At 48.0% G+C, this 17,938-nt stretch carries 15 protein-coding genes and 1 pseudogene; 2 read left to right on the top strand and 14 right to left on the bottom strand.

The window, feature by feature from the left end:
- The 9 genes from PAHA3_RS21545 to PAHA3_RS21500 all read right to left on the bottom strand — a co-directional run bounded on the left by PAHA3_RS21545 (window position 1) and on the right by PAHA3_RS21500 (window position 9,677).
- Window positions 1-792, bottom strand: coding sequence for an ABC transporter ATP-binding protein (locus PAHA3_RS21545; RefSeq protein WP_062836737.1), 792 nt, complete (start codon window positions 790-792; stop codon window positions 1-3).
- A 233-nt stretch (window positions 793-1,025) separates the two neighbouring features.
- Window positions 1,026-2,522: an RICIN domain-containing protein gene (locus PAHA3_RS21540; protein WP_153028271.1), complete on the bottom strand. Its 1,497-nt coding sequence runs from the start codon at window positions 2,520-2,522 to the stop codon at window positions 1,026-1,028.
- A 361-nt stretch (window positions 2,523-2,883) separates the two neighbouring features.
- Complete coding sequence (locus tag PAHA3_RS21530; protein ID WP_167350923.1) at window positions 2,884-3,513, bottom strand: PepSY domain-containing protein; 630 nt, start codon at window positions 3,511-3,513, stop codon at window positions 2,884-2,886.
- Between the two features lie 237 nt (window positions 3,514-3,750).
- The gene (locus PAHA3_RS21525; protein WP_062836734.1) at window positions 3,751-4,551 is read right to left on the bottom strand and encodes a PepSY domain-containing protein; all 801 of its coding nucleotides are present in this window, start codon (window positions 4,549-4,551) and stop codon (window positions 3,751-3,753) included.
- A gap of 324 nt (window positions 4,552-4,875) precedes the next feature.
- A complete protein-coding gene (locus tag PAHA3_RS21520) occupies window positions 4,876-6,252 on the bottom strand; it encodes a sensor histidine kinase (protein WP_062836733.1) in 1,377 nt (458 codons plus the stop codon).
- A complete protein-coding gene (locus PAHA3_RS21515) occupies window positions 6,249-7,004 on the bottom strand; it encodes a response regulator transcription factor (protein ID WP_062836732.1) in 756 nt (251 codons plus the stop codon). Before PAHA3_RS21515 ends, PAHA3_RS21520 begins: the two co-directional genes overlap by 4 nt.
- Before the next feature lie 55 nt (window positions 7,005-7,059).
- Complete coding sequence (locus PAHA3_RS21510) at window positions 7,060-7,704, bottom strand: SDR family oxidoreductase (protein WP_062836731.1); 645 nt, start codon at window positions 7,702-7,704, stop codon at window positions 7,060-7,062.
- 320 nt (window positions 7,705-8,024) lie between these two features.
- Entirely contained in the window at window positions 8,025-9,206 is a 1,182-nt protein-coding gene (locus PAHA3_RS21505) for an NAD(P)/FAD-dependent oxidoreductase (RefSeq protein WP_062836730.1), read from the bottom strand.
- Window positions 9,207-9,230: 24 nt separating this feature from the next.
- On the bottom strand, window positions 9,231-9,677 hold the full coding sequence (locus tag PAHA3_RS21500) for a DUF1641 domain-containing protein (RefSeq protein ID WP_017691658.1): 447 nt from the start codon (window positions 9,675-9,677) through the stop codon (window positions 9,231-9,233).
- Window positions 9,678-10,362: 685 nt separating this feature from the next.
- On the opposite strand from PAHA3_RS21500, the gene PAHA3_RS29985 reads away from it, so the two are divergent.
- Window positions 10,363-10,536: a CsbD family protein gene (locus PAHA3_RS29985; protein WP_076332039.1), complete on the top strand. Its 174-nt coding sequence runs from the start codon at window positions 10,363-10,365 to the stop codon at window positions 10,534-10,536.
- A 165-nt stretch (window positions 10,537-10,701) separates the two neighbouring features.
- Here PAHA3_RS29985 and PAHA3_RS21495 read toward each other — a convergent pair whose 3' ends face one another.
- Window positions 10,702-11,703 carry an NAD-dependent epimerase/dehydratase family protein gene (locus PAHA3_RS21495; RefSeq protein WP_201028104.1) on the bottom strand — a complete coding sequence of 334 codons (1,002 nt, stop codon included), beginning with the start codon at window positions 11,701-11,703 and terminating at the stop codon, window positions 10,702-10,704.
- Between the two features lie 152 nt (window positions 11,704-11,855).
- Here PAHA3_RS21495 and PAHA3_RS21490 point away from each other — a divergent pair, with 152 nt between their 5' ends.
- Window positions 11,856-12,374, top strand: coding sequence for a cupin domain-containing protein (locus PAHA3_RS21490; RefSeq protein WP_062836729.1), 519 nt, complete (start codon window positions 11,856-11,858; stop codon window positions 12,372-12,374).
- Window positions 12,375-12,544: 170 nt separating this feature from the next.
- Here PAHA3_RS21490 and PAHA3_RS21485 read toward each other — a convergent pair whose 3' ends face one another.
- The 4 genes and pseudogenes from PAHA3_RS21485 to PAHA3_RS21470 form a co-directional block, all read right to left on the bottom strand.
- On the bottom strand, window positions 12,545-13,627 hold the full coding sequence (locus tag PAHA3_RS21485) for a DUF1835 domain-containing protein (RefSeq protein ID WP_062836728.1): 1,083 nt from the start codon (window positions 13,625-13,627) through the stop codon (window positions 12,545-12,547).
- A gap of 75 nt (window positions 13,628-13,702) precedes the next feature.
- Entirely contained in the window at window positions 13,703-14,362 is a 660-nt protein-coding gene (locus PAHA3_RS21480) for a TVP38/TMEM64 family protein (protein ID WP_082762941.1), read from the bottom strand.
- A gap of 267 nt (window positions 14,363-14,629) precedes the next feature.
- Window positions 14,630-15,073 (bottom strand): annotated as a pseudogene (locus PAHA3_RS31285) (HNH endonuclease); the annotation flags it as partial.
- 1,570 nt (window positions 15,074-16,643) lie between these two features.
- Window positions 16,644-17,819, bottom strand: coding sequence for an acyltransferase (locus tag PAHA3_RS21470; protein ID WP_062836726.1), 1,176 nt, complete (start codon window positions 17,817-17,819; stop codon window positions 16,644-16,646).
- Window positions 17,820-17,938 lie beyond the last annotated feature (119 nt).

The following is a 17,938-nucleotide window of genomic DNA, read 5'->3' as shown; positions in this document are numbered from 1 at the left end:
TCAGTGCACCTCCTGCACAATCGATACAAAGCGCTCAGCAATGGCTTTATGCTCATTAAAGCCCGTCAATTGATTGAATACTTCCTCCAATGTCAATGAACCTTCCGTGGACTGCTGTTGGAGCTGCTTGAACGTTCCGTCCGCCACCACGCGTCCTTCAGCGATCAGTACAATTCGACTGCTGATCTTCTCCACCACATCCATGATGTGGGATGAATAGAAGATGGTTGTGCCTTTGGCCGATAACTGCGACAAAATCTCTTTCACTACCATCACACTATTGGCATCCAATCCGCTGAGTGGTTCATCCAGGAACAACAGATCCGGGTCATGCAGCAGCGCAGAGATCAACAGCACTTTCTGACGCATGCCTTTGGAAAAGGAGGCAATGCGGGAATGATATGATTTTTCCATTCCAAAACAATCCATTAACAGCTTGGCTTTGTAATCCGCATCTTCATAGGACATCCCGTACAACTCTCCCGTAAAGGTCAGATACTCCGCAGGCGTTAATTGTTCGTACAATTCCGCGACCTCCGGAACATAGCCGATTCTGCGTTTATACTCTACATCCCCATCTGCAATATCTTTACCAAAGATTCGCACCGTGCCTACATATCCTTCAACCAGCCCAAGTAAAATCTTAACCGTTGTACTTTTGCCAGCCCCGTTCGGACCAATATATCCAATCATCTCACCACGATTCACTTCCAGATCGATGCCATTCAGGACATAACGTCCGTTGTATCTCATACGCAAGCTTTCAATGGATAGCACTTGTTGTTCATTCACTTCGTTATCCAGCTCCTGTCTCTATCTTTTTCTACAATTCTACTAGTTTACCACAGTTTGGTATGGTAATGATCGGAAATAGGTCACGATATGAGCCATCATCTGAATATACCCTTCGAGTAAAAGCATCACGTAACAAGCGTGAACACATCACAAAGCCCCTGTCCCACCTTATGGTAAGAGACAAGGGCTTCCACTTTATGTTGAACCTTATTATCTAATATCTAAAAGTCTTATTGCACCTTAACAATCTGAAAATGCTGATTCGTACCGCCATTATCCGTCCACTGGATGGCCGCAGCCCCATCTGCCAGGGATTGACCGGAAATGTCCAACACCTTGCCTGTACTGCGGTTCTTCAGTTTATAATAACCACCACCTACATGGACGAGCTGCCACTGCTGGCTGGCCCAACCACCATCATTCCACTGTTCAATGACAGCCCCATCGGTCGTGGCACCATTCTCCACACCGATCAGCTTGCCACTGGAACGGTTGATGATTTTGACATAGCCGCCACCCGCATCGGTAATCTGCCACTGTTGACTGGCTGTTCCCCCATCTGCTCGTTGCTCCAGATCAGCACCGTTGGCGGAAGAACCCCCGATGACATTGAGCAACTTGTTACTTTTACGACTGATTAGCTGATATGAAGCATTCGGGTCCCATACATCTGGTGTACTTACTCCAGCTATGGTACCTGTTGCTGTATCAATCGTAATACTGCTTGTCCAATTCATTGCCAGACTGGTTGCACTTGGGAACGAAAGTGGCAACCAGACATACTTGGAATCCTGCACCAGTCCACTCCACGCACCAGCCCATCGATCACCCATGTAGAGATAGGATGTGGTCTGGGAACCTTCTACTGGAACGACATAGGTAGATTGGGAACCATACGTTGTGCTGTCACCAAAATTGCTAAGGCCGCTCCATGTGCCTGTAATGCTGGAGGCTGTCGCATATTTGGCCTGATTCGGATTCCAGCCAGTTGCACCTGAGGTGATCAGGAAGTAGACGCCGTCTTTTTTGAATAGGGCAGGCGCTTCACGATATTGTCCAGGCCACAGCGTTGTGACAAGGGATTCCACACCCAAGAAATCCGGGGTCAGCTTATATATATTCAGATCTGCATTCACTCGGGTCGCGGAGATCAGATAAGCGGTTCCGTTATCGTTGTATACCGTCATATCTCTGGAATCATACCCAAGTGGACGATAACTGCCCACATACGTGTAGTTGCCATCAACCGTATTCGAAGTAGCTACGGCCACTCGGGCCTCGCCATAATCCAGACCATTCTCCTTGTGCATCCACAACACATATTTGCCAGTCGAACTGTTATAGATGACCTTCGGGCGTTCAATGTTGGAGATATTTAGCTCTGCTGCCGAGCTGCTGGTGAGCACATCATTGCGATACTCCCAGTTCTTCAGATCCGATGAACGATACACGGATACCGCCTTGAACGTTCCATTCGGATTACGGTTCTCCCCAAACCAGTAATAATACCCGTTCGCCTTAATCATCCCGCCCCCATGAGCATGAACGACATTGCCATTGGTATCCTTGAACTGTATCCCGTTCGTTACACTGAGCGGAGCAGCTGAAGCATTCGGTCCGGGTGCGAGCAGCATACCTATTGATTGCAGCGCCAAGAGTAAAGCAAGCAGATAACTCAAGCGACGGGAATGTGTATTCTTTTTCAACCATCCATCGTTCATAGCCATATCGTAATGCACCTCCATGTTTTTTTGTGAAGCGCTTACATAAAATAAAATCGATATGTCTCATCTGCCTCCGATCGATGATGCATTTCATCATTAGAATTCCTGGCAATACTGGCTTGGCGTTCACCTCCATGTTTCTGATTGTATCCGCCACGTTCCTGCTCGCATAGTGAACAATCCGTCGGAACATGTACAATTTCATACTCCCTCTCTCCATAAACCACAAAAAGACGCTTCCCCCGAAGCGTCCTCTGCTATACCCGCCCTGCCCTCCATGATGTAACTGTCTCTAGCTGTGTGTGGCTGTTCGTGGGCAGGTTCGTTATATGATGTTTTATCGGCATTTACTCGCTCTTATTGCTTAATCTTCGTCGTCAAAATCCTGGTCAAACGATAGCACTTTGCCTGTGTTGGCATCGATATCTACATCTGCTTCACCTTGAGCGGTTCTCAGCTCGATCTCATATACATAGCGACCATCATCATGATCCAGCTCGACTTTGGTTACTTTACCACCAGTCACCTGCTTCAATGCAATGTTTGAAGCTTGGGATGCCGTCAATTTGACCTGCTTGGAAGCAGAGGTGTTAGACGTGTTGCCTGTTACATTATCTTGATAGTCATCGTCATCATCGTAGTCTTCATCATTCACGACTGCCAGGATTTTGCCTGTGTAAGCATCCAGACGAACAACAACATCATTAGTTCCTTTTCTGTCGATCTCAATTTCATAGAACGTTTGGCCGTTTCTACGCTCCAGATCCACGTCATCCACTTTACCATCGGCTGCTTTCAACGCCAGCGCTTTTGCTTGGGATGCATTCAGCATTTTGCCTGTGCTGTTCTGATTCTGTGTTACGGATTGTGTCGTTGACGTTGGTGTAGTTTGCACCGATTGTCCATTCACATTCCCGCTAGCCGCTACGGCTGATCCACCAAGTAATACTGCTGCTGACAAGCTACCAATCCAAAGTTTATGTTTGTTCATCATCATCATTCATCTCCTCGTTTGTTGTTTCGTTCTCGTCTACATTTACAGAATAACCTGCAGGAATGAGAGATCAGCGAGAGTTAGATTAGAATTTGATGAGAAAATGAGGAGATTGCTCGTTTAATAAGTGTTCATTATGTATGTAATCTAAAAGAAATGAAAAAGATGACCCCTAAATTAGGAATCATCTTTTCAAAAAAAGTGTAACTCTATATTCAATGGATTCCTGTACAAATGTTAATCATCGTCCTCATCCCAAGTCACGGAACGAATCGCTCCCGAGATGGCATTCACCTGCACAATGGCCTCCCGGCCATCCTCCAGATCAATTTCAACCAGATAATACGGATTGCCGCTGTTGGTTCCACGCAGTTCGATGTCGTCCACTTCCCCAGGGACCTCTGCAAGTGCCTTCTGCTTCGCTTGTTTCTCGCTTAGAAACTGAGGCTTGGGATCTTCCTTTGTCGTCTCAGTTGTCGGCACTGCTATTGTTTTGGAGGATATCGTCTCTCCGGTATATGGATCAATCGTGAGTTCTTCACGGCTGTTATCCTTTGCCTTCACTACGGCGGTGTATACCGGACTACCTTCCTGCTCCACAAGTTCTAGTGAGACCAGTTGGTCATCCGTTTGTTGTTTTAACAACGCCGTCTTAATCTGCTCGCGGCTCCATAACGTCTTCTCTTCCGCTTGCGGGTTGGACTCCAGCCGTTTGATGGAATTCACAGTAGCCGTAACAGCATCCACTTGCACGTCATACAGTCCGGTCTCCGAGCGAAGCTGCATGATATACGTCCCGTCCTTCAACGTGGAATTCACAATCTCTCCGGGATATTGATCCAGCACCGATTGGGCCGCCGCATCTGCCGAAAGTTCCACACCAGTCGATTGCCACGGCTTCCACCACACAACAGATGCCACAATCAGCACAACGAGAAGCCCTGAACCCCACCAAAATGATCTTCGCGATTTCGCCCATCCACTGTTCGCCTGTTCATGCCGTTTCATCTCCGGTGGTCGCTGCTCATGCTCTGTCATTACGTTTCCCCCTATGCACTCTCTTAGCCCGAGTTCATCTGCTGTATATTCGGTCTGAGTTTAGTTCCGTTGGTTACTAAATAGATTGAACTAATCTTTTACACATTAACGGAGAGGACAGAAATAACCTGAAAAAGCGAAGCTACAAGCTTTCTGCAAGAAAGCTACATCGGAAGCATACGCTATCCCCGGATTTTCCCCTTTAGAAAAGGGAATCAAAAAATCTGGGGATAACAGCCATTGGAAGGTTGTTCTGTCATCGTAGTGTCAGTGTGAACAATCTTTAGTTCAGTTTATATAGTATATAAGAGAAGAATGAGAATTTCATGAGAGCGGCCCGTTCTGAACCGATATTGGCAAAATAATTGAAGCCTCGGTGCCTTCACCCTCGGTACTGGTCAGTTCGATTCGTGCTCCAACTGCACCTGCAAGCTCTTTGGCAAGCGACAATCCCAGACCTGAACCGCTTGCGCCTAAGCTGCGTGTTCTGGCCGGATCAACCCGGTAGAATCGGTCAAATACCTTCTCCAGCTCATCCTCCCGCATACCAATCCCGGTATCCACGATCCGAATACGGCACGCTTGTCCCTTGGCTTCCAACCTGACTTCAATTGCATCTTCACTATACTTCCGGGCATTATCCAGCAAAATAAACAACAGCTGCTTCAGCTTGCTCTCATCGCTAATCGCCCAGATTGGACCTGAATCTTCACACCGGACTTCCCGGTGATAGGCTTCGCGAAACGCACGTGTGGAGTCTGTAGCCAGTCTCGTGATATCCACACGCTCCAACTGCACATTCCACTGCTCTGGCTGCTTCGCGAGCAGTAGCAGTTGCTCGGTCATCTCCCGCATGCGAACAGATTCGGATAGAATCGCCTCCACCGCTTCATCGAATACCTCGGGCCGCTCTTTTCCTCGCCGCTGTAGCAGACTGGCATAGCTCTCAATAATGGTCAGCGGTGTTTTGAGCTCATGAGATGCATCCGATACGAATCGCTCCTGTCGTTCAAAGTTGGATTCGAGCAGATCCATCATCCGGTTGAACGTCTGCCCCATCGTTTTCAGTTCATCCTTCGATCCTTCCTCCAGTGGAAGTCGCTTGAATTGGCCGCTGGACTGAATGTCACTCATTGTGCGTGTCATCTGCTGGATGGGCTTGGTCATCCGATTCGCCAGAATCCGGCTGGAGATAATGGCTGGAATGAGAGCAATAATCGTGACCGCCACAAGCACAGTACGCAGTACAGACAGACGATTCTCCGTCTCTGCAATGCTCTCGGTGACCTGCACATTCACCACCTCGCCATCAGGCCAGATGACCGGGACTGAAACCCACACATAACCAATCTGTTCAACTTGGGTATACTCTGATTTCTTCTCACTTTCATACTTATAGGGCAACTTGCTCAGCTGCTCGGAAGCTGCTGTTGTCGTCACCGGGGAACTGGTGCCGTCTTCATTGACGATCCGAAGCATGCCGTTCACAGGCGCATAGGCCCGCAATAAGTCGTCCGGTGGAATGGAGCCGGCAGACTGACGCACTCCTTTGACAATAGACTCGGCCTCTGCTTCCACCCGATTAACCTCGTTATCAATCGACATCCGCTCAAACACGATATAGACCGACAGGTTCACCGCGATTAACAGCACAGCAAATAATACAGACGAATATCCGTAGATTTTACTGCGCAGGCTCATGACTGTTCCTTCAGGACGTACCCTACGCCCCGTACGGTATGTATTAAGGGCGGTGTGAATCCGTTATCCACCTTTTTGCGCACATAACGGATATACACATCCACCACATTGGTATCTCCATAATAATCGTATCCCCACACAGCCTGCACAATCTGATCACGACTGAGCACCTGACGTTGATTCTGAAGCAGATACACGAGCAGATCGAATTCACGCGGAGTAAGCTCAATGGGCACGCCATCTCGGGATATCTCGCGCGTTCCTTCATTCAGTTTCAACCCGGCAGCCGTCAACCAGCCTGCCTCAGCTTCAGCCTGAAGCCCAGAAGAGTCATTCCCCGTATCAGCAGGTGTAGACGAAGAAGCGGCAGAAGCAACAGACGCGACTGCACTAAGCCGTAAAGCGGCCCGAACTCGGGCAAGCAGCTCTTCAATCTGGAACGGCTTGGTGATGTAGTCATTAGCTCCGAGATCCAGGCCAGATACTTTGTCTTCCACGGAATCTTTGGCGGTGAGCATAATGATCGGAACTGTAGCATCTTTGGCCCGAACTCGCCGCAACACTTCAATTCCACTCAGACCAGGCAACATCACATCAAGCAAAATCAGATCCCATTGTCCTTCTCCATACTTCTCCAATCCTTCTGTTCCACTACCAGCCTTGCCCACCTGATATCCCTCATACTGTAATTCCAGTTCAAGCAGGCGTGCTATTTTGGGCTCATCCTCTATGACCAGCACGGCTTCGTTCATGCAGCGCTCCCCCTCATCCCCATCAATTCATTCTCCCGTTATCTTACAATACTATCTACAATTTGCCCAAGGCATCATCAACCGGATGCTCTCCGGCAATCAGATCAAAGGCCATCCGGTACGTCTTCTCCTCCTGCAAGGAAGCCACAATGACACGGGCCACATCTTCACGCGGAATGCTTCCTGGCTTCAGATCTGTTCCAACTGCAATCTTGCCCGTACCCGGTTCATTCTTCAGACCACCCGGGCGAATAATCGTGTAATTCAGATCACTTGCAAACAGTACACGATCCGCGTAATGCTTCGCCACGTAATAAGGCTTGATGGACTCTGACCACTTCTCCCGTTGATCTGCGCCATACGCACTGACCAGAATATATCTGGAGATTCCTTGCTGCTCTGCGGCTTCCATCGTTTTCACCGCACCGTCGAGATCAATCAGTAGTGTTTTGTCCTGACCGGTAGATCCGCCAGAACCCGCTGTAAACACAATCGCATTATGATCCTTCATGGCCTCAGCCAAGTCCTCCACACTGCCCTCCAGATCACCGATTACCACATTGGCACCGAGTTCCTTAAGCATGTCCGCCTGCTCCGGTTTGCGAATCATGGCCGTTACTTTATGTTTGCCTTCCTGTACCAGCTGCTCCACCACAAACTTACCGATTTGTCCATTTGCTCCTATAACTAAAACGTTCATACGTCATTCTCCTCTCGGTTGGACAGGCAGCTTGTTGCTGCTTACCCGTTCCTTTTATTTAGAGATGCTCATCCTATAATTTAAACGAAAGCCGGCGCTTCTAAGCGCCGGCTTCCCAGGTTCATGTCCATTCAGTACATCTATGAAATATGAAAACTTCCGTTACCCCATTAATATTCCATATACCCTATGTGGTTTATACGTGGCCTCACATCGACCACTCCTGCCGCACCTATTTTCACGTCTGATTATCTGTGATTCTTTATAATCGTGACAACCAAAAAGGACGCCCAAAAGGGCGCCCTTGAATGGCATTAAGATTAGTAAGCCAGTGCGAACAAACCGTGAATGTGAGCCAAGTAACGGATGTTACTTGCTTCTTTCATCATGGTTGCAGGCAGACCTTTCAGACGAGTCTGGTTGCCACCGATCATGCCGACAGCATCTTTACGACCCAGACTTCCCAGCGTACCGGAGAATACTGGTGTGAAGGATTCCATTGCGCCACCTTTGAACATTACGCCCAAGTTGTGACCGATGGTTTCACCCATTTGCCAAGCCAATTGTGCTGTTGGAGGGTAAGGGCGAGCGCCTTCGCTAGGGAAGACCACTGCGCTGTCACCAGCAACAAACACGTCTTTGTGAGAAGTAGATTGCAGAACTTCCGTAACTTTCGCACGGCCACGATCCACTTCAATTCCGCTGTTAGCAACAACAGCGTTGCCTTGTACGCCACCTGTCCATACGAGTGTGCTCGTAGGGATGGAGCTGCCGTCTTTCAGCAGAACTTCACTTTCTTTCATCTCAGTAATCGCTACGCCAACGATGAAGTTAACGCCACGTTTCTCAAGACTCGATTTAGCACGCTCAACCAGTTCTGGTGGGAATCCAGCCAGAATGGAAGGACCAGCTTCAACCGTGTGCAGGGATACTTCTTTGAAATCGATCCCTTTTTCTTGACATACAGCAGGAAGCAGGTCAGCGAATTCACCAACAAGCTCAATACCTGTCAAGCCGCCGCCACCAATAACAAACGTAGCGTCTGCTTTGTTGCCGGACTGTTTGTAAGCATCTAGACGTGCTTCAACGTGTGCACGAATACGGTTTGCATCGCTAACCGATTTGAGCGTGAAGCTGTACTCTTGCAATCCCGGAATTCCGAAGAATGCCGTTTCGCTGCCCAAGGCAACGACAAGTGCATCGTAAGAGTATGTGGAGCCGCTGGTCATCAGAACTTTCTTCTCGTCCGGCTTGATTGTATCCACCGTATCGATTTTCAAGTTCACGTTTTTGCCACGCAGCAATTTTTCGAGTGGAAGAGCAACTGCTTGTTCAGCAATGCTTCCTGCTGCAAGACGGTGCAGTTCCGTGATAATTTGGTGTGTAGGGTAACGGTTAACGACAGTAATTGTCGCTTCTTCCGGAGACAAGTATTGACGCGCAGTCAATGCAGTCAACAGACCGCCGTATCCTCCACCCAAGATCAAAATTTGCTTCGACATATCCATCCTCCGTTCTTCTAAGTCTTAACGTTTCGGTTGTTGACGCTCGTTCAGGATGCTCAAGAAAGATTGAGCAAAACGAAGCGATTGTTGTACATTTGGATCTTTAAGCATTTTCAGCATAGCGAACAAGCCAACTGAAGTTTGCTCTGTTTGCGCACGGTCATTGGCTTCGATGGCAGCAGAAGCTACACCTTTAGCTTTGTCTACAACAGGCTTAGCGAACTCGCCCATTGCGCTCATTGTGTCGCTGATCAGAACTTTGTCTGTTGCTACACTTTGTGCAAAGTCATAAGCTTTTGTCATAGCAGTAACCATTTCAGCCAATTTAGGCAGGTTCTCCACCAGAACGGTTAAAGACTCCTGTACCTCAGGCTTCATCAGTTGATCCAGAACGTCCAAGGACTGGCGCTCGGAAACGTTGGCACCTTCTGTAACTGGCACCTCTTGTTGAGTAGGCGATTGTGACATAAGAGAAAGTCCTCCTTTACTTTGGGATAGAAGTCCGCGACTTTCATGATGCCTGTCAAGCAGAGCCGAACCACAAAATACATTGAATACAACTAAATGTACCAAATTTCACACAATAGGGTGAGCGTAGCTCAGGGCCACTCCCACATCATGCATTGTATCTTGGATCTATTGCGGACAACATGTGTTGACGCACAAAACGACAAGCAGGCCGAAACCGAACTCTATACCCTTATATTACACCTCTTACACATGAACATGAAAAAGAAATTTTTTACACTTGTGAAGATATTGTGAACATTGTAACAAAATCGATTTTTTTGTCAACCCATGAAGGCAGGCTAACGCCGCCGATCCTCCTGTCCAAGATCCGTATTCCTACCACATGTGGTATTAAGACAAGATCACATATGACCAGATGTGCGATATGTACACAAGGAAGGATTCGTTTATCCAAATGTTCAGGAATTGTTTTCCAATATCACGATAATCATGCAACGAAATTGGTCACTGTCGTTATTATGCAGCGTTGGGCTCAGCCTTATTCCATCATTGAGACATCTTTTCTATTTCAAGTATGAACCTCTTGCGTCACGAATGCAAAACTTGGAACACACCCTATGCGTTTAGAATGTGGACATCCCGGTTAATAAGGACTACACCAGAAACGAAGGAGATGTTCGATATGAGTAATTCAACTAGCGATAAAATCAAAGCAGGCGTAAACAAGGCCAAAGGCGAAGTGAAGGATCAGATCGGTAATGCAACCAATAACAGATCCCTTCAGGCTGAGGGTAAGAAAGACAAAGCCAAAGGTGCTGTACAGGATAAAATTGCCGACGTTAAAAAAGATCACTAAGATCCTTTTAATGAAAGGTCAACAGCACGATGATTTCGTGCAATAGATCGTTACAAACTAGCCTAACTGTCCGTGTTCGGATGAAATCTAAACATGAGACGGAGGCGCAAAAAAGCCAAGGAAGGTGTTACTCAATACACCCTTCCCTGGCTTTTTTTGTGCGTTCTATACGGCTGGAACTGCGTATCTTGCCATATCGATAATGAAACTGCGCGTTTCCCTTGTTGTATGGTATTCACGGCTGAACTGTCTTACCCACTCGGGATGTTCCTGATACCAACGGAAGGTTCTTTCCAATCCTTTTTCCAATGTGGTTTGAGGTAACCACCCCAATTCCGCTCGTAATCTGCCTGAATGCACGACCAGACTGGACCCTCTGGACTGGGTTGGTTCTTGCTCCCGAATCTCTACAGCAGCTAACGATCGATCCATGGGTTTCAACATCTGCCCGATCTCCTGCATGGTTGTTCCAAGCCCTGTCGATATGTTGTAGACCTGTCCATCTTTGCCTTTCAGCATGATCTGTTCAATGGCCCGGAGAGCATCATCTACGTACAGGAAATCACGCACTGCCGATCCCTGTATATCCAGAGGCAGTCCGTCCAGTATCCGACCAAAGTTTCGGGGAATAATACGGTCTGGCAGTTGCCATGGACCATAGAGGTTGGTCAAGCGAAAGAGTTTAACTGGAAGCTGGTAACATTGAGCGTAGGAGTGAGCAATCATTTCACAGGCGACTTTGGATGCAGAATAAGGCGAGACGGGGGCATACGGATCGGATTCATGATAGACTCTGCCCCAATCGCCGCCATACACTTCAACAGATGAAGCCAGCAAAACAGGGATGTGATGTTCGGTCGCATATTGTAGAATAGCCTGTGTGCTGAGTGTATTATTGCGAAAAACTTCCCCTGGCTGATGATACGAATAATCCACATGAGGCATGGCTGCCAGATGAATAATGTAATCTGTTCCTGAAGGCAGATGAATCCGGTCTGATGCAAGGTCACAACAGATGAACGGCATCTCATGTAGAGGGGAGACATGAACAAGCCTCTGACAATAATCATCCCGATCCAGAAGGGTAATTCGATGCCCCTTTTGCGCCAAATACTGTGAAAGATTAAATCCCACAAATCCAGAAGCTCCTGTAATCACAATGTTCACACACGATTCCCCCTTGCGATTTATACAACGAGTGCATTGAAGAGAGTATATGTACTGAGTATAACCTTAAAATGATACATTTTGTATCATTTTACAATTGTTTTTTGTTCGTTCTTGAGGTTATCGGGTAATTTATAGGGAGGTGATATGAGATGAATGAACGGAAACAGGACATAGAGACGTTATTCCTTCAGGAGAACGGTGTGATTCCCAATCATCCGACCCTGCCTGTGCTCTTGTATAAGAACGTATGGGCAGAAGAGGCCCTTCATGCAGAATCGTTGTTGAATCGTAATGGATGGGGAAACAGCTGGTTGAATGGTGTGTTCAATTATCATCATTATCATAGTAATGCTCATGAGGCTCTTGCTGTGGTGAGCGGATTCGTGAAACTGATTTTAGGCGGAGAAAATGGACAAAAAGTTTACCTTCAGACAGGCGACGTTGTCGTGCTTCCCGCTGGAACTGGGCATAAACGTCTGGAGTCCAGCACGGACTTTCGTATTGCCGGTGCCTATCCCGGCGGTATGAGTTACAACACACGCACAGGCGAAGAAGGGGAGCTGCGGAAGGCTCTGCAGGAAATCCGAGAGGTTCCGATCCCAGATACCGATCCGGTCTACGGGGAAGATGGACCGCTAATGGAAATCTGGAATGGGAAGAAGTCATAACAGAAATGAAAATGATGAAGAAGAACGTTATTGTGTACAATGCACAAGAGAAGTCGGTCCAGTATTCAAACATGAACAAATAGACTGTCCCCGGACAAGTAGGAGAATCATGCCGGAGTACAGTCTATATGTTTTTCTTCAATCTCTAATGTATCGCACGCCAGTAACTTTTAGTTCCGCTCCTTACTCGCAAGTCGGACACCATAGGATCTCATTGCATGTGGGATACCTTCCATCTCCAGTCGACCCTGCAGCACAAGTTGACGTATTCGATATTCAATAAATGCGTCTCCCACAGTTTGTTCTAAATATCCAAGTACTTCACCTACAACACGGGCACATATTATAAATTCATCTGATTGTCTGGTTAACGTAAGATCTCTCACCTTTTGCATAATGAAATCATCAATTCCGTCCTCGGACACGCTATGAATCTTACTATCCTTCATTATTCGCAGATGGCCTGGTTGTTTAGAGAGAAAATTCCACTCTTGCTCCATCTGCTTGCGTTCTTCTGAAGACACCGGCTCTGCATTTACACAATGGTTCCACATGACTAATAACTTCTCAGAAACAATCTCTCCTGTTCTCAAAACATCACACTCAATGTCAGGGTTATGGAATAACTCCTGATACAGTTCACTTGTCTCGATCAGATAAACAGGACTCTTCCTGTTACGCAGCAAATGAATAGCATACAGAAGACCCGTTTTCTCATGGGCGTTATTAGCATACCAAATGGTTATTCTAGTCTCTTCATCAATGGAACTCATCACGTTATTTAATTGAATCATTTCATCTACGCCTTTGATAGCGCATTTTCCGTGTTCACTTAAATGAAGTCTCTCCAGCAACCAGAGGTGTCTACGTTGTAGAACTATCTTATCAGTGAGATCCCCCAACGGCCCTATAGCATAGTAGTCATTCATAGAATAAAAACGTCGTGCCAAGCGTCCAGGAACACTACCCATGGCAACCTTAATGCTACCCAACGGTGATTCACCAATCGCTATATGAATTTCACGCGGCTTCTGTGTATCAAGCATTTGCTGCTCAGCTTGCTTCCGATTCCTCTCCTCGCCTAACCCCTCAAAAATCCGCTGTACACTCACTGCGAAATCAACTGAATGTTCTTCTGTCTGATGACTAACTGCCATGTCCGCGCTAAAATAGAGCATACGCAATAATGATCGAAGCTCTTCTTCATTCATGCGATATAATTCTTTATCAAAATCAAAGACATTTTCAATCATACTAATCCCCCTTTAAAAAGGTTCATCTCCGGGTAATTCATAAATACCACACAAATATACCATTTTTAACCCAAACTAGGAGGAAATCGATTTGCCAGCGGGTTGATTCAGATCATTCAGCTCTTCGCCATCTGACGATGACCGGGTAAAATGTCGCTCCAGTTTGCGGCTTGCCCACAGGGATACCGCAATGAACAGCAATACGCCTACCCAGCGTACAGGATGCTCCAAAAATTGTTCCACATTGGAACCGATGTACGTAACAGAGAAGATCATGATCGCTTTACCACAGCCCACCGCAAGCAGGAAGGATAACAAGCGCATTCGCGCGATACCTGCTGCCACATTAATAATGACAAACGGACCTACCGGGAAGATACTCAGCAGGAAAACATAACCGAACGCGTTCCTCCGAATCCATACCATACTGCGCTGCACACGGGGTTTGCGTGCCCAGCGTTCCACAAAAGCAGATTTCCCGATCTCCCGTACGATCAGAAATGTAACGGTGCAACCGAGGACCATGCCGATCCATGAATATAAAAACCCTGCCCACAGACCGTATACCGCACCGTTCACACCCACAATCAACAACGTTGGAAGTGGTGGCACAAATGATTTCATAAACGTAAGCAAAATTCCCGGTAACGGGCCCAGGGAGCGAAACTTTTCCAGCCAGAAACGAATATTTTCTTCCGTAATATAGGACATAATGTCCAATGCTGCCGGGGTCATCTGCATCCATCCAATCTATACAGTCTACGTTCTCAGGTTTGATGTTCACTATACATTTCATCATTCATATGGATGATGAAGCTTCTTTAGCAACTCCCTCCCAGTATAACGTACATCTTCGATGAACACCGTTGTCAATTTGAAGAAATTATTGCACAGCGAACTGACTTCCACTCCAATCAAAATTAAATCAAAAAAGCACACCTCGACCTCTTATGGTCTTGGTGTGCTCTTCATATCGAAACCCCGATCCTTCTTTGGGGGTATTTATCCTTCTTCCAGCTGCGCTTCCTGCATGGCCAGTTCAATCAGTTCTGCCTGATGGGCAGCATTCCACTCAGGAATACCTGAGTTCATGAACTCTTCGGCATCCATCGCCGCTTTGGACTGGTTGCACAGATTACAGGCGCAGACACAGTTAAGCGGGGTAGTATGTCCACCTTTGGCACGTGGCAGCAGATGGTCAATCGTATCTCCATACGATCCACAGAAGTAACAGGTGTAGTGATCCCGGGTCAGAATATACCGCTTGAAATCCTTGTTGCTGAACAATCGGCGAATCGTGTACCGATTGACCACCACAGCAGCTTTTTCCTTGACCAGCGTAACCGCAAGCTCCATGTCCACTTCCTGATGCCAGCGCCTGCCCTTGTCCGTCTTGCCGCGCATCCGCACCATGCCTTGCCGGTTGGTCCGGAGCGAAGCCGGATCTTCCGGGTCGATGGCTACCGGGGCCGCCGGCGTCTGACGGCGGGGACGACCGTCCATGCCAGCTGCGTGACTGCGGCTGGCATGTGCGGGTCGCTGCCCGGATGTACCGCGGGCAGCGTCTTCGCCGTTCGCCTTGGGCGCACGCTCCTTGCGCGCTTGGCGCGGCTTGGACCCTGGCGAGCCAGGTTGGCGCACGGGCGCAGGAGGCCCTGCCTCCGCAGCAGCCCCCGGCGCTTGCCCAGGCTCGCGCCTAGTGGCGGCAAGCTGTGCCTCCGCCGCCGAAGGTGCAGCGACCGTGGTGGCATCGCCACGGTCGCTCAGGACCGGCGCATGGGCCTCAGCAGCTATGCTGCGGGCCTGCCCTGCGCCGGGCGCGAGCGCGGCAGCACGCTTGCGGCGCCGCTTGCGCTTGCGTTTGGCTGCGGTCGGTTGCTCCGCAGCCAGGGGCTCTGCTGCCGGGCCTTGCGGCTCAGCCGGCAGCAGAGCTTGGGCCGCCGCAGCCTGCTCGGCGGCCTGCACAGCAGCGGCAGCTCGCTGTGCAGTGCCCTTTGCATTCGCAGCAGCATCGCCCTGCGAATGCTCTTCCCCACGCCAGCGCTCGCCTGGCTGTGGCTCAGCTGGTTCAATCAAGACCTCACCTGCCGAGCCATCAGACTCTAGGCTCGTCTCCGCTTGCTCATTGCTTGTCAGTCCCTCTGAACGCTTACTCTTCCTCCGTCTTCTCCGCTTCTTCCGATTACCCGAAGAAGAGACTAAGGAAGTCACCAAGTCAGCATGTTCATTGTCATTCGCTGACGTCGAGCCTACTAACGATTGAGATACCAGATGTCTGTCTGAAGACGACTCGGTAGCAGATCCCTGCTCCCTGCCATGAGAAGTCCGACCCGCTTCATCTTTCGCAGAGGCAGACGGTCTATTAGTAACATCACGTGTCTCCAAGCCACCCCGTTGATGCCCCATCCGTTCATTCGTTTGCCCGCTCATGCTTGAACCCACATCATGATCAGCCTGTCCACCAAGCTGACGACAGCTACGGCAGGCTCCCCGTCTGGCTCCGGGACCTGCCCGCTTTCCGGTTCTGCGCCGGAATTCGGACATAGGTCGCTGTTGTCCGCAATACATACATGTCTTGGTCAGTCGCGCTTCTTGTTCCGTCTTTCCTTGCCGGAAAGGGGCTGGACCCGTCTCCATGTTGTCACCTCGGTTCCGTATGAATCCGGTTTCTTTCTATTGTATCACATCTGCTCGCGAACACCCTCATGGCCAAAGGCCTGATAATCTTTCGAATTGTACTCCTGAGTCTGTTCATTGCATTCGTGAAGAATGTGTTCCACATATTCTAATATATCTTGCATCGGTCTCCCGCATTTTTCGCATGTTGTCATTATTTTCACCTTAATCCTGTCATCCATAATGTATTATCGTTCCGCCTTATGATTACCCCTCGTACATATAAAAGAAACACTCGTTCCCCACTTCTCGCATATCTGCATACATAAAAAAACCGCTTCCTGCTCTCCCCTAAGGTCGACCAAGAAACGGTTTATTATTCCTATATTGGAAATGTATCTTAACGAACATCCAATTGCCCCGAGTTCTGTTGTGGTGCCAGACGTGGTTTCGGTTTTGGGAGATTGCCGAAGATCACCCATGCATATGGAACGAACCTTGCCGTCAATCCAACGACGATCCACGAAGCGATTAGAGCTACACCGAATCCTCCGGCATACCACAGATGCACTAACCAGGACACTCCTGTTTGCGGCGGATAATTCCGATACACCAGCAGGAAGAATGGATGGATCAGATAGATACCAAAGGACAGTGCACCAAGCCGATTCAGCGGCTTAACGATCAGAGACGGCCCTTTGCGGTAGAGCAGATAAGCAATCTGGATAAGCACCAGCGCACAAGCGAAGGTATGCACATTCCAGAAGAATTCATACCACAGCGTGTTATACGTTGCGATCTTCAGACGCAGCTGATAGTAGATGTACACATGACCCAGTCCGGCAAAGATCCACACCGCCCAGAGCAGAATCCATGAAGCTATGCGCCCTTTAGTGGCATTAGCCCGACTGATAACGAACCATTGCTTGATTTTAGGGAAATACACCCCGATGAATGCCCCCAGCATGAAATAGGAAAAGTAAGAGAACGCCCAGCTTCCCTTATTGGGTACCTGGAATCCATATTTATTACTTACGATAAACGCCCATTGAATCAATAATCCAATCGGTACAGACCATTTGACCACGGAAGGATACTTCTTGAGTAGCCATAACACCAATGGGAATAACAGATAGAATTGCATGTTAATAAACACAAAGTACAGATGCGTATAGGCTTTACCCGTAAACAATTTCGTAATGAAGCTTACAGCCGATTCGCCAAACGGTCGGCCCTGATAATGCGTGAAATGCAGAATAACAAAATACATCAATGAAAACAGGAAATACGGAAGTAAAATATACACAAATCTTTTCTTGTAAAAATTACTTACGAGTTTCTTGTCCAGCGGACGGGAATAATAATTATAGAACAGCACGAAACTGCTCATAAAAATAAAGGTTGGCGTACCATATTTCATAAAGATATTAATAAAGTTGTACAGCCAATAATAGCCCGAACCGGTCATGTCCACCGTCGCGTAAGAAGTGGAATGCACGCTCAGTACGCCGATAATCGCCATGGCACGTACCAGATTCAGCTCCGGAATTCGCTCTCTTTTCAGTGTTTCACTCATGTTTAAAATTTCTCCTTCATTTGTTCGTCAATATGTCAGATATGACTTAATACGATAAAGCTCTCTATCTATTAAAAGGCATAATGCTTAAGATGGGTAGTCCATTTTCTTAACAATTC

Origin of the sequence: Paenibacillus amylolyticus, from assembly GCF_001570725.1 — a bacterium.
GTDB classification, from domain to species: domain Bacteria; phylum Bacillota; class Bacilli; order Paenibacillales; family Paenibacillaceae; genus Paenibacillus; species Paenibacillus amylolyticus_A.
Note: the sequence above shows the minus strand (reverse complement) of the source record. Positions and strands in the feature narration are given on the sequence as shown.

Excerpts from the sequence above, each read along its gene's own strand:
- PAHA3_RS21540 (WP_153028271.1), bottom strand. The coding sequence starts at position 2,522 with ATGGCTATGAACGATGGATGGTTGAAAAAGAATACACATTCCCGTCGC.
- PAHA3_RS21530 (WP_167350923.1), bottom strand. The coding sequence starts at position 3,513 with ATGATGAACAAACATAAACTTTGGATTGGTAGCTTGTCAGCAGCAGTA.
- PAHA3_RS21525 (WP_062836734.1), bottom strand. The coding sequence starts at position 4,551 with ATGACAGAGCATGAGCAGCGACCACCGGAGATGAAACGGCATGAACAG.
- PAHA3_RS21520 (WP_062836733.1), bottom strand. The coding sequence starts at position 6,252 with ATGAGCCTGCGCAGTAAAATCTACGGATATTCGTCTGTATTATTTGCT.
- PAHA3_RS21515 (WP_062836732.1), bottom strand. The coding sequence starts at position 7,004 with ATGAACGAAGCCGTGCTGGTCATAGAGGATGAGCCCAAAATAGCACGC.
- PAHA3_RS21510 (WP_062836731.1), bottom strand. The coding sequence starts at position 7,704 with ATGAACGTTTTAGTTATAGGAGCAAATGGACAAATCGGTAAGTTTGTG.
- PAHA3_RS21505 (WP_062836730.1), bottom strand. The coding sequence starts at position 9,206 with ATGTCGAAGCAAATTTTGATCTTGGGTGGAGGATACGGCGGTCTGTTG.
- PAHA3_RS21500 (WP_017691658.1), bottom strand. The coding sequence starts at position 9,677 with ATGTCACAATCGCCTACTCAACAAGAGGTGCCAGTTACAGAAGGTGCC.
- PAHA3_RS29985 (WP_076332039.1), top strand. The coding sequence starts at position 10,363 with ATGAGTAATTCAACTAGCGATAAAATCAAAGCAGGCGTAAACAAGGCC.
- PAHA3_RS21490 (WP_062836729.1), top strand. The coding sequence starts at position 11,856 with ATGAATGAACGGAAACAGGACATAGAGACGTTATTCCTTCAGGAGAAC.
- PAHA3_RS21485 (WP_062836728.1), bottom strand. The coding sequence starts at position 13,627 with ATGATTGAAAATGTCTTTGATTTTGATAAAGAATTATATCGCATGAAT.
- PAHA3_RS21480 (WP_082762941.1), bottom strand. The coding sequence starts at position 14,362 with ATGACCCCGGCAGCATTGGACATTATGTCCTATATTACGGAAGAAAAT.
- PAHA3_RS21470 (WP_062836726.1), bottom strand. The coding sequence starts at position 17,819 with ATGAGTGAAACACTGAAAAGAGAGCGAATTCCGGAGCTGAATCTGGTA.